Origin of the sequence: Corticimicrobacter sp., assembly GCF_040137905.1 — a bacterium.
GTDB lineage: Bacteria > Pseudomonadota > Gammaproteobacteria > Burkholderiales > Burkholderiaceae_B > Corticimicrobacter.
Window position 1 is genome coordinate 1 of sequence record NZ_JBEFDG010000061.1, and the last position, 11,433, is coordinate 11,433.

10 protein-coding genes and 1 pseudogene are annotated in these 11,433 nt (G+C 60.4%); 4 read left to right on the forward strand and 7 right to left on the reverse strand.

From position 1 onward, the window contains the following. From ABN482_RS10330 to ABN482_RS10355, 6 genes are all read right to left on the reverse strand, one after another. Positions 1–1,531, reverse strand: a 1,531-nt coding sequence (locus tag ABN482_RS10330; RefSeq protein WP_349503912.1) for a TonB-dependent receptor domain-containing protein, incomplete at its 3' end; no start/stop codon positions are given. An 87-nt stretch (positions 1,532–1,618) separates the two neighbouring features. After that, positions 1,619–2,569: a FecR family protein gene (locus tag ABN482_RS10335; protein WP_349503913.1), complete on the reverse strand. Its 951-nt coding sequence runs from the start codon at positions 2,567–2,569 to the stop codon at positions 1,619–1,621. Beyond that, positions 2,569–3,168: a sigma-70 family RNA polymerase sigma factor gene (locus tag ABN482_RS10340; protein ID WP_349503914.1), complete on the reverse strand. Its 600-nt coding sequence runs from the start codon at positions 3,166–3,168 to the stop codon at positions 2,569–2,571. The genes ABN482_RS10335 and ABN482_RS10340 overlap by 1 nt, the downstream gene beginning before the upstream one ends. A gap of 115 nt (positions 3,169–3,283) precedes the next feature. Then, positions 3,284–4,273, reverse strand: coding sequence for an ABC transporter substrate-binding protein (locus ABN482_RS10345; protein ID WP_349503915.1), 990 nt, complete (start codon positions 4,271–4,273; stop codon positions 3,284–3,286). Positions 4,274–4,543: 270 nt separating this feature from the next. Next, complete coding sequence (locus ABN482_RS10350) at positions 4,544–5,365, reverse strand: isocitrate lyase/PEP mutase family protein (RefSeq protein WP_349503916.1); 822 nt, start codon at positions 5,363–5,365, stop codon at positions 4,544–4,546. A 37-nt stretch (positions 5,366–5,402) separates the two neighbouring features. After that, a complete protein-coding gene (locus tag ABN482_RS10355) occupies positions 5,403–6,179 on the reverse strand; it encodes an enoyl-CoA hydratase (RefSeq protein WP_349503917.1) in 777 nt (258 codons plus the stop codon). Between the two features lie 37 nt (positions 6,180–6,216). On the opposite strand from ABN482_RS10355, the gene ABN482_RS10360 reads away from it, so the two are divergent. Next, positions 6,217–8,001: a M61 family metallopeptidase gene (locus ABN482_RS10360; RefSeq protein ID WP_349503918.1), complete on the forward strand. Its 1,785-nt coding sequence runs from the start codon at positions 6,217–6,219 to the stop codon at positions 7,999–8,001. A 54-nt stretch (positions 8,002–8,055) separates the two neighbouring features. Here the strand turns inward: ABN482_RS10360 and ABN482_RS10365 are convergent, their stop codons facing one another. Continuing rightward, positions 8,056–8,535: an Lrp/AsnC family transcriptional regulator gene (locus tag ABN482_RS10365; RefSeq protein WP_143859025.1), complete on the reverse strand. Its 480-nt coding sequence runs from the start codon at positions 8,533–8,535 to the stop codon at positions 8,056–8,058. A 128-nt stretch (positions 8,536–8,663) separates the two neighbouring features. Between ABN482_RS10365 and ABN482_RS10370 the strand changes: the two genes are divergently transcribed. From ABN482_RS10370 to ABN482_RS10380, 3 genes and pseudogenes are all read left to right on the forward strand, one after another. Next, positions 8,664–9,695, forward strand: a complete 1,032-nt coding sequence (locus ABN482_RS10370; protein ID WP_349503919.1) for a histone deacetylase family protein — start codon at positions 8,664–8,666, stop codon at positions 9,693–9,695. Between the two features lie 95 nt (positions 9,696–9,790). Continuing rightward, positions 9,791–11,191: an amino acid permease gene (locus ABN482_RS10375; RefSeq protein WP_349503920.1), complete on the forward strand. Its 1,401-nt coding sequence runs from the start codon at positions 9,791–9,793 to the stop codon at positions 11,189–11,191. 31 nt (positions 11,192–11,222) lie between these two features. Next, positions 11,223–11,433: pseudogene (locus ABN482_RS10380) on the forward strand (ornithine cyclodeaminase); the annotation flags it as partial.

Consider the following 11,433-nt stretch of genomic DNA (forward strand, 5'->3'; position numbering starts at 1 on the left):
CAGACCTGTCGAGTTCGACACGCGTCCAGGTATTGCGCAACCCTGCCGTCAGCACGGTATTGTCTGTCAGGCTCCATTCATCCTGTACGAAAAGCGCAATACTGCGCTCGGTGCCAGAAGTACGGTCGCTACTGGTCTGCACACCTGTGGTGAAGAAGTCATCGACACCCTTGTATTCGGTATGATCGGCATCCAGGCCCAGCGTGACAAAATGCGCATCTCCCAATTGCCAGTTGCTCTGTACGCTGCCGCCGTAAGCCTTGTGCTTGAACTCGAATTGCGTCTGGGGTACACCCGACCAGACAAAATCGGTCGCGGAGCGCGTCGTCAGATCCTGGTGGTAGAGCGACACGGTCAGCCCGCTCAGATATTCGCCCAGGTTGGTCAATTCCAGCTTGGTACGATAGGTGGTGCGGTCATTTTTGGGCACATAGTAGCGTGCTGTTGCCGCCGTATAGTCATCGGCATCAAGCGGGTAATTCGTGCCGTTGGCTGCGTTGAACCAGGTCGGCGTGGCATCGAACGATCCGGTGTGCCGGTCCACGGCGAACTCGACACGCCCATCGTCCCAGGTATAGTCGAGCCGGCCGTTGTAGTTGCGCTGACGATACTGGCTGTACGGCAGCGTCATATCGGGCGTTCTGCGATCCTGGGCGTTGAGTCCGTTGCCCGACAGGCGATAGCTGAAGCCCCGCGCGGCTCCCGACAGCGACACATTCGGCTCGAAACTGCGGCTGGATGAGTCATACAGCATGCTCACCGCCCCCTGCAGCGGACGATCGGCACGCAGGCCACTCTTGGTGATGATGTTGACGACACCCCCGATCGCATCCGAACCATACAGAACCGAAGACGGCCCCTTGATGACTTCGATGCGCTCGATATCCGCCGGATTGACCGTCTGGCCAATACTGCCGACACCGCCCAGCCCCCGGAAATCGGAGGCGCGTACACCATCGATCAGTACCAGGGTCCGGGTATAGGAATTGCCCCGGATGGAAATTTTCTGGCTGCCGGCCTCATTGGTACCGGACGCCAGCACGCCGGGGGTCTGCTGCAACTGGGCCACGACACTGGTCTGTGGATTGCGCTCCAGTTCTTGCGCACTGATGGCACTGACCGACATGGGCAATTCGCTCAGGTAGCGCTCATTGCGCGAGGCCGTCACCACCACCTGAGACAAGGCCGTCACTTCATCCGACGCACGCGCGGCATTGCCTGCCGGCCTGATCACCACTTCATTGCCGCTGAAATCCGCCACCAGACCACTGCCAGCCAGCAATTGCGTCACAGCCTGCTGCACCGTGTAATCACCGCGCAGCGCACCGGCCTGCTTGTGTTCGGCCAGATCGCTGGCGAACACGATGCGGGCACCGGTCTGCAGGGCCAGCGCATTGAGTGCCTGCCCCAACGGCTGGGCATCGATCTGGACTCGGGTAACGGATTGGGCCTGGGCCACGCAGGCCAGGGTAGCGGCCACGGCCATGAAGCCGAGGCGCAGACGGAAATGAGGGAGGGAGGACACGGGCATGCTCGCTTGCAAAGTGAGGTTCTATTCAGGACATTCCACTCACATGGCGTATCGGCCCGGTCAAGGATGAGGAAAATTTACAAATTATTACTTCTTTGGCAAAGCGCCAGCAGGATTGCGGTCCGGGACGGGCTCGATGCTGACCCGCCCGTCCGCATGGCGCTGCAACCGTACCGGCAAGGCGCGCGGCAAGGCCTCCAGGAGGGCATCCATATCCCGGCTATCGTAGACACCGGACAGACGCAATGCACCCAGCCCATCGGCAACCTCGACAGGAGCAGTCCGGTAGCGCCGGATTTCGTCGACCACCTGAGCCAGCGGCGTGCCGTTGAATACCAGGCGGCCCTGCTGCCACGCCCGGCTGACAGCCAGGTCAACTTCTTCGATCCCAGGCAACGCTGCATCCGGCAACGCACGATCTGGCATGCTCAGTTGCTGCCGAGCCCGCAACATCTGCCGTTGATCAGCCGGCCCATTTCCGGAGTCCAGCCTTGCCACCTCGACAGCCCCCTCCAGGACGGTCACCTGGCTGCGATCCCGATACCTGAGCACACTGAATTCGGTACTGATGTCACGCACCCAGGCCGCACCACTGCGCACAATGAACGGACGCCAGTCGGCAGCCACCGTAAAGCTCGCCTCGCCCTGCTCCAATACCAGGCTGCGGGTCCGCAGGCGACGCTCCAGGCGCAGCACGCTATCCGTATTGAGCACCACCAGACTACCGTCGGGCAAGGCATAGCGATGCTGCTCGCCCACGGCCGTCTGCAATGTCTCGACCTGCCAGACCGGGTCCTGCCACCACAGGGCTGCCACCGCGCAAATGGGCAGGCAGAGCGCGACAATGGCCACGGCCCGCCCCCGACGCCTTTTCTGCTGGGCCGTCTGCCGACGCGCCTCTTCGAGCAAGGCCTCGCGGGATGGAAAATGCTGACGCAACGCAGCCGTGACTTCTTCGGTCATGCAGGCATCCGGTGAGCCATCTTCACCAGGCTTGGCCCGCGCCGACCACGGTGGCGACTCCTGGGAATACGACATCAGCACTCCGTCGCCACACAAGCACGCAGTCCCCGGGCATGCGTCTCCTTGCCACCGGCCAGGGGACTTGCGGGTCGATGCGGCACGGCGAGATAGTGATGCGCCGGTTCCCAGCCTTTGCGAATCTGGCGTACTGCGGTACTGATGTGCTGGCTGACCGCATTGCGGCTGATACCGATTTCATGGGCGATGTCGGCGTGCGCCATGCCATGGATGCGATGCAGGAGAAAACACTGCCGCGGCCGCGGCGGCAAGGCTTCGATGATATCGATCAGGATGCGCAGTTGCTGCTGGAAATCCAGCATGCAGGCTCCATCCTCGGCATGCCAGGGTTCGGACACCTCCGCATCGGACGACATGGACGAATTGCGCCAGGCAGGCTGTCGACACCAGTCCACGGCACGATGCAATGACATGCGGCGCAGGTACGCCAGCGGCTTGGCGATCGGTTCACGAGGAGGCTGGCACAACAATTGCACGCAGACCTCATGGATCACATCGCGCGCAAAATCGCGACCGGGAAAACGCTGCTGTACATACGACACCAGCTCTTCGCAATGAGCCAACAGCGTGCGGGTCAGAGGATGGTGGGTGGACATAGAAACAGCATGCGAGAAGCCGCTTATCCTGAAGTGGCGGCAGAAATGGCGTGGCAGGTATCGCTCAGACAGACACAATACTGAAAAACATTCGCATTCTACTATAGGTTGCCATCTAAAGCGCGGCCTGAACCCGCTGGGCGACATCGGAAGGCACCCACTGCTGCCAATATTGCCCATGTTCCCTCAAGAACAGCCTGGCTGCTTCTGCATATTCAAGGCTATCGGACTCCATACGCGCCAGCATGGCACTGATGACCTCACGCGGTATGCTGACCCTGGAAAAGAACTCCGCCACAGCAGGTGCCTGCTCTGCAAACGCCTTGTTCAGGCCTGTCATCACATCGTTGGGTTGAAAATCCGATGGCTGGGGATCTGCGCAGTCCTGCCGCGTCAAACACACATAAGCCTGCTCGTCAAAGGTTGGCAACTCCAGCCTGACCAGATCCAGTGAGCCTTCCAGTGGCGTCGGCGACCAGTAATAGAAAGCGATATCACGTTGACGGCGATAGTTCGACTGAATGGCTGCCTTGAGGGCAGCACCGTTACCCGGCGACAGCACAGAGAACTGGCTATCCATATCCAGTGCACGCAACAGGTTCTGGTTGACCGTCTCGCAAGTCCAGCCCACTGGGCAGCCATACACGATGCTGCGCGAAGGATCCTCTGGATCCACGAAGGCATCGGCATGTTTCAACAAATCCCGTGCATAACGGATATCCGGATAGCGCTTGGCGGTATAACGCGGGATATACCACCCCTCTTCGGAAGTAAAGATATGGCCCACGCCAATGACTTTACCTGACTCCAAAGCCTTGCCCCAGGCATGCTGCGTCTGGTTGGGCCAGATTTCACTGTTGATATCGACATCGCCCCGTTCGAGCGCTGCAATCATCGCAACCGTTTCACCCGGCTCCACCTGTGTTTTGCAGCCATAGCCATTTTCCAGAATGCTTCGTTCGATTTCGACCAGAAGCAGGTTGGACTCCCAGTTCATGCCGCCAAATCGTACCGGACGATCCACTTCACACGCGGCAGTCGCCGCCTGAGCGCCTGCCTGCAGCCCGACCACCAGGCACAGGCCAGCCAGGATGCGTGCCAGCACGCCTCCGCTATGTCGCAAATGTAAAAGGGAAGCAATCTGAGGTCGAAACGGGGTTTGATCCTGCATCCGGTATATATCCTTGTATGATCCACGATAAGAAAACGCGACGCCGGCATCCCACAGGATCTCCGGCGATCACCCGTTCAGGGTAACGCATTTTCGGTTATCGTCGATAACCGGCCCCCCGTATACATTTTCAAGTCTTGCGTAATTTCCATGAATGGCTTGATACCAGCCCTTTTTTGCATTCATGTTCGCTGGCAGGCTGCATCATTCGACCATCAGTGCTGAAATAACCGACCCGGGCAACGCGGCAGCTGCGTAAGTAAAGGTGCCAGACGTACGCACCTCTTCAGCCGCACGCATCAGGCCACCCAAGGCGGCGCGTGCCATTGATCCCCCCACACTGATACGACGCACACCGGCATCCTCAAGCTCAGATACGGAATAGACAGGCCCCTTGAGTCCCATCACCACATTCACTGGCCTATCTACCTCTCGACATACCGTCCTGATTGCGTCGAGATCGGGCAACCCAGGTGCATAAAGCACCTCTGCGCCAGCTTCGGCAAAGGCTTGAAGCCGCTTGATCGTATCATCCAGGCTCTCGATACCATACAGATAATTCTCCGCCCGCGCAGTCAGAACAAAGGGCAGATCTCGCGCCGCCTCGGCTGCCGCACGCACGCGTTCGACTGCATGTGCAAACGCATGGACCGGCCTGTCGGGATCGCCGGTCGCATCCTCAATCGACCCGCCCACCAGCCCGGTCAACGACGCTTCACGAATGGTTTCTGCGCAAGTTTCGGCATCGGCACCAAAGCCATCACCGAGATCAGCAGACACAGGTAGATGTGTCGCACCGACGATCTCGGCGGCATTTGCCAGCACCTCATCGCGGGCCAGGCCGGTCAGGGAGTCTCGACGTCCCCGAGAGAAGGCATATCCGGCACTCGTCGTGGCAAGCGCCTCAAAGCCCAGGCTGGTCAACAGCCGGGTTGAACCCGCATCCCACGGATTTGGAATGACGAAGGCCTTGGGCCGTTGGTGCAAAGCCCTGAATTGCTCAAATTTCTTTTGTTGCGCCGACATGTTGTTCCTGTGTGTATTCATGGATTATGCATCAGTCTCAGCGATGCACGAACGTCGCCGGCCGCTTCTCGACGAAAGCCACCATGCCCTCTTTCTGGTCTTCGGTACTGAAGAGCGCATGAAAGGCGCGGCGCTCGAATAGCAGCCCTTCCGCCAGCGGTGTCTCGTAGGCGCGATTGACGGCTTCCTTGGCCAGCATGACGGCGGGCAGCGACATCGAGGCAATCACAGTGGCCGCATCGATGGCCTCGTCGAGCACCCGCTCGGCCGGCACCACGCGTGACACCAGCCCGGCACGCTCGGCCTCGGCGGCATCCATCATGCGGGCCGTCAGCACCAGGTCCATGGCCTTGGACTTGCCCACCGCACGCGGCAACCGTTGCGAGCCACCGGCTCCCGGCATGATGCCCAGCTTGATCTCGGGCTGGCCGAAGCGGGCATTGTCGCCCGCGATGATGATGTCGCACATCATGGCCAGCTCGCAGCCGCCTCCCAGTGCGTAGCCCGACACGGCAGCAATCACCGGCTTGCGCACGCGACGGATGGTTTCCCAGTTGCGGGTGATGAAATCCGAGCGCAGCGCCTCGACATAGTTCAGGTCCTTCATCACCGTGATATCGGCGCCGGCGGCAAAGGCCTTTTCACTGCCGGTGATCACGATGGCACCGATATCGTCATCGGCATCGAACTCCAACAGCGCCACGCCCAGTGCATCCATCACATCATCGTTGAGCGCATTCAGCGCCTTGGGACGGTTCAACGTGAGAATGCCGACACGGCCTCGTACCTCGCGCAATACGACTGACTCGATCATTTCCTGTCTCCTTGTCTGCTTTTAGTAAGATAACGATATGAACACTCAGACTCCGCACCTGCATTACCGACTGCTGCCCGCCGACCTGTCCGGGCACCGCTTCCAGATCACCCTGACGATTGCACAGCCCGACCCCGAAGGCCAGGTCGTTTCGCTGCCGGCATGGATACCGGGCAGCTATCTGATCCGCGACTTCGCCCGTCAGGTCGAGACCCTGTCCGCACGCAGCGGACGCCGTGCCCTGGCCGTGGAAAAACTCGACAGCCAGCGCTGGCGCATCGCCCCCTGCAAGGGCACGCTCGTCATTGAATATACCGTCTACGCCTGGGACCTGTCAGTACGCAGTGCGCATCTGGATGAAACCCACGGTTTCTTCAACGGCACCAGCGTGTTCCTGCAACCTCACGGGCTGGAGCACCTGCCCTGCCTGCTCGATATCCGTCCGCCCGAGCAGCATTCCGACTGGAGCGTGCATACCAGCTTGCCCGAGGCCACCGGCCTGCCGGGCGCAGCCGTACGACACGGATTCGGCCTGTACCGGGCCCCCGACTACGATGCGCTGATCGACCATCCCGTCGAAATGGGCACGCCGCAGGTCATTACCTTCCAGGCGCACGGCGCGGAGCACGAACTGGTCTTTACCGGTGTCATCCCCAACCTCGACCTGTCGCGCGTGGCGGCGGATGTCCGCGCCATCTGCGAAGCCCAGATCGCTTTCTTCGAACCGGAAAGCAAGCGGGCTCCGTTCCTCGACAGTGCCGAGCGCTACGTCTTCATGACCATGGTGACCGGCAGCGACTACGGCGGTCTGGAGCACCGCGCCTCGACGGCCCTGATGGCCTCGCGCAGCGATCTGCCCGTTTTTGGCGACCGCCGTCAGAGCGAGGGCTACCGCACCTTCCTGGGCCTGGTCAGCCATGAGTATTTCCATACCTGGCACGTCAAGCGCATCAAGCCCGCCGCCTTCGCCCCCTACGATCTTGCCCGTGAAAATCACACTCGCCTGCTGTGGGTATTCGAAGGCTTCACGTCCTACTACGATGATCTTTTTCTGGTGCGCACCGGCCTGATCACCGAGGCACAGTACCTGGAGATGCTTGCCAAGACGATCAACCAGGTGCAGACCGGCCCCGGCCGCCTCAAGCAGTCGATTGCCCAGAGCTCGTTCGATGCCTGGACGCGCTTCTACAAGCAGGACGAGAACTCGCCCAATGCCATCGTCAGCTACTACGCCAAGGGGGCGCTGGCAGCACTGGGTCTGGACCTGACCATCCGGCAGGCCACCGGCAACAGCCGCTCGCTTGATGATGTCATGGCGCTGCTGTGGCAGCGTTATGGCCGCGATTTCTACGCCCGCGATCCCCAGGCTCGCAACGGCCTGCCCGAAGCGGCCATGCCGGCACTGATCCAGGAAGCCACGGGGGTGGATGTCGGTGCCGCGATTGCCGCCTGGGTCGAAGGCACGGCCGATGTGCCACTGGCCGAATTGCTGGCTCCGCAAGGCATCCGCGTGGAAAGCAAGCGGCCTGAACATGCCGCGCCTGTGCTGGGAGCCACCACCCGCAAGCAAGGCAGCGACCTGGTACTGCGGACAGTATACGAGCAGGGGCCGGCGCATGAGGCAGGCCTTTCGGCCGGCGATGTGCTGGTCGCCATCGACGGCCTGCGCGTCACGGCCGACAGCAAGCTGGACGAGCTGCTGTCACGCTACCAATCCGGGCAGACCGTCACGCTGCATGTCTTCCGGCGCGATGAACTGCGGCGCTTTGCGCTGGCGCTGGCGGCGGCACCGGTGGCCGTGAAACTGTCCCGTACCGAGTAACCTCCCCCTATCTCCCGCCTGGAAGCCGGATACACCGGCTCCCGGCGGGATCGATCAGACCGCAACCTGCGCGGTTGCCTTGACCTCCCGGAGCACCAGGCTGGACTGGATGACCGCCACGCCCGGTTGCTTGCGCAGCACATTTTCAATGAACTGCCCATAGCTTTCCAGGTCTGCGGCCAGCACGGTCAGCAGATAATCGGCCTCGCCGGTGATTTTGTGACAGGAAAGCACTTCTGGCCGCTGAAGGATGACCTGTTCGAAACGATCAGGCTCGTTGCCGGCATGCTCACCAAACCGGACCTGGGCAAACGCCATGACGTCATAGCCCAGCTTGCGCCGGTCCAGCGTGGCCCGATAGCCGGTGATCACCCCTGCATCCTCCAGCCTTTTGCGTCGTCGCCAGCATGGCGTCACGCTCATGGATAGATGCTCTCCAAGCGCAGCATTCGACAGCGTGGCATCCGCCTGCAACAGGCGCAACAGATGACGATCAGAGTCGTCCATCTCAACAAAAGAATCTTTTTTCCCCATATCCCACCACTATTGAATTTTTATTCCAATAAACCAAAAAACAGCATCAACAAAAGCAAAGAAACAACCCTCAATATAAACGAACATACTCTTTTCGAAAATCCATAAAAAAGCCGAAGGAGTTGTACATGCAGACCGTATTCAGCGACAGGCACCACCTGCATCGGGGCACGGAACTCAAAGACGGTACGATCAGCCCGTCTTTCGAAAAACCCGAGCGTGCGGACACGGTACTGGCTCATGTGCGCAGCGCCGGACTCGGTCCAGTCATTGAACCGCAGGCATATGACCGAGCCTGTTACGTCGCCGCACACAGTGAGCGCTACGTGGCATTTCTGGAAAATGCCTGGAACGAATGGCGCGCAACCGGCAAGACGCACGACGCCCTGCCACTTGTCTGGCCAGTACGCGATCTGGCAATCGAGCGTGAGCCGGACTTCATCGATGGCAAGCTCGGGTTCTATGCCATGGATGCCGGTGCCCCCATCATGGCCGGCACCTGGGAGGCCGTCCGCAGTAGTGCCGACAGCGCACTGACCGCCATGGATCTGATCCTCGACGGTGCCCGCAGCGCATTTGCGCTGTGCCGCCCGCCCGGTCATCATGCAGCGCGCGAATACATGGGGGGCTACTGCTACCTCAACAATGTCGCAATCGCTGCCGAGCGCTGCCTGGCCCGCGGCGCACGGCGCGTCGCCATCCTGGACGTCGACTTTCACCACGGCAACGGCACCCAGAATATCTTCTATGACCGTGCCGATGTCCTGTTTGCCTCCATCCACGGCGATCCTGCCGTTTCCTACCCCTATTTCTCCGGGTTTGCCCGTGAGGCAGGAACAGGAGCCGGCATCGGCTGCAACCTCAACCTGCCCCTGCCTCGTGGCACGGCATGGCCCCAGTATGAAGCGGCACTGGCCTCGGCACTGACGCGCATTTTCGACTACCAGCCAGACTATCTGTTGATTTCATTGGGCGTCGATACGTTCGAGGGCGATCCCATCAGTCATTTCAAGCTGACCAGTGATGACTACCTGCGCCTGGGGGCTGCCATTGCAGGCACCGGCCTGCAGACCCTGTTCGTCATGGAAGGCGGCTACATGGTCGATGAAATAGGGATCAATGCAGTCAACACCCTGCTGGGATTTGACCAGGCGGCCTGAATCACCGCTTTTACAAAGCCGATACCTGCCCAGAAAAGGTACGGCCACGTTGCATCCACGGCAACGCGAATCACATAAGAAAACAAGGAGACCCCATGAGCGCATCCCATCAGCAAGGCAGCACCTCCGCGACTTCGTCAGATCACGCGGCTCCCCATCTCCAGCGTACGCTGGACAACCGGCACATCCAGCTTATCTCGATAGGGGGTGCCATCGGCACCGGCCTGTTCATGGGATCCGGCAAGATCATCTCCCTGTCCGGCACGTCCATCATCCTGGTCTACGCCATCCTGGGATTCTTCCTGTTCTTCGTCATGCGCGCCATGGGCGAAATGCTGCTGTCGAATCTCGAGTTCAAATCCTTTGCCGATATCGTGGCCGAGTATCTCGGCCCGCGAGCAGGCTTCGTGCTGAGCTGGTCCTACTGGCTGAGCTGGAGCGTGGCCGTCGTCGGTGATGTCGTGGTCGTGGCAGGGTTTGTCCAATACTGGTTTCCCGACATGCCCGCCTGGGTGCCGGCATTTTTCACCATGCTGCTGCTCATTGGCCTGAACCTGCTCGCGGTACGCATCTTTGGCGAAGTCGAGTTCTGGTTCGCCATCATCAAGATCGTTGCCATCGTGGCCCTGATCGTGACCGCCCTGGTCATGATCGCAGTGTCCTTCCAGTCTCCCAACGGCGTGGTGGCATCCTTTTCGCACCTGACCGAGAAAGGAGCCATTCTGCCGCATGGCATCAGCGGTTTCTTCGCCGGCTTCCAGATTGCCGTGTTTTCATTTGCCGGGACGGAGTTGATCGGCACCACGGCCGCAGAAACCCGCAATCCCGAAAAAACCCTGCCCAAGGCGATCAACACCATCCCATTCCGTATCCTGCTGTTCTACATCCTGTCGCTGGTATGCATCATCAGCGTTGTTTCATGGGCACAGGTTCCTGCCAATCGCAGCCCTTTCGTCGAACTGTTCGTCCTGGCCGGCTTTCCGGCAGCAGCAGGCCTGATCAACTTCGTGGTGCTGACCTCGGCGGCCTCCTCGGGCAACAGCGGGGTGTACTCCGGCTGCCGGATGCTGTTCGGCCTGGCCTGGCGCAAGAAAGCCCCGGCACTCTTCGGGCGACTGTCCTCTCGCGGCGTGCCTGTCGCCAGCCTGCTGTTCTCCGGTATCTGCATGCTCGCAGGGCTGACACTGCTGTTCATTATCCCGGATGTCATGGCGGTCTTCACGCTGATCTCGACCATGTCAGCCATCCTGGTGATCTTTACCTGGTCGATGATCCTGCTTGCCTATCTCGCCTATCGCCGCAGACGCCCCGACCTGCATACCACCTCCCGCTTCCGGCTGCCTGGAGGCAGCGCCATGGCGGCACTGACGCTGGCCTTCCTGCTGTTTGTCCTGAGCCTGCTGGCACTCAAACCCGACACCCGGATCGCACTGTATTTCATGCCGCTCTGGTTTGTTTTCCTGCTGGTCGTCTATCGACGCTGGCAACAGCATTGAACCCGGCCCTTACGTTTCCAAGGAGTTACCCATGACACGCTTCATAGACGTACCCACCATGTCCGAACTGGTCGAGACCATCGGCGTGGACACCTTCCTCGGCGAACTGGCCGACACCATACAGGCCGACTTCATCCGCTGGCCAGAATTCGACAAGTCCGCCCGCGTCGCCAACCACTCCGAGATCGGCGTCATCGAACTCATGCCCGTCTCCAACGCCAGCCGCTACGCTTTCAAGTACG

Bases quoted from the DNA above. Each gene is read 5' to 3' on its own strand.
- ABN482_RS10335 (WP_349503913.1), bottom strand. From the start codon at position 2,569: ATGTCGTATTCCCAGGAGTCGCCACCGTGGTCGGCGCGGGCCAAGCCT.
- ABN482_RS10340 (WP_349503914.1), bottom strand. From the start codon at position 3,168: ATGTCCACCCACCATCCTCTGACCCGCACGCTGTTGGCTCATTGCGAA.
- ABN482_RS10350 (WP_349503916.1), bottom strand. From the start codon at position 5,365: ATGTCGGCGCAACAAAAGAAATTTGAGCAATTCAGGGCTTTGCACCAA.
- ABN482_RS10355 (WP_349503917.1), bottom strand. From the start codon at position 6,179: ATGATCGAGTCAGTCGTATTGCGCGAGGTACGAGGCCGTGTCGGCATT.
- ABN482_RS10360 (WP_349503918.1), top strand. From the start codon at position 6,217: ATGAACACTCAGACTCCGCACCTGCATTACCGACTGCTGCCCGCCGAC.
- ABN482_RS10365 (WP_143859025.1), bottom strand. From the start codon at position 8,535: ATGGGGAAAAAAGATTCTTTTGTTGAGATGGACGACTCTGATCGTCAT.
- ABN482_RS10370 (WP_349503919.1), top strand. From the start codon at position 8,664: ATGCAGACCGTATTCAGCGACAGGCACCACCTGCATCGGGGCACGGAA.
- ABN482_RS10375 (WP_349503920.1), top strand. From the start codon at position 9,791: ATGAGCGCATCCCATCAGCAAGGCAGCACCTCCGCGACTTCGTCAGAT.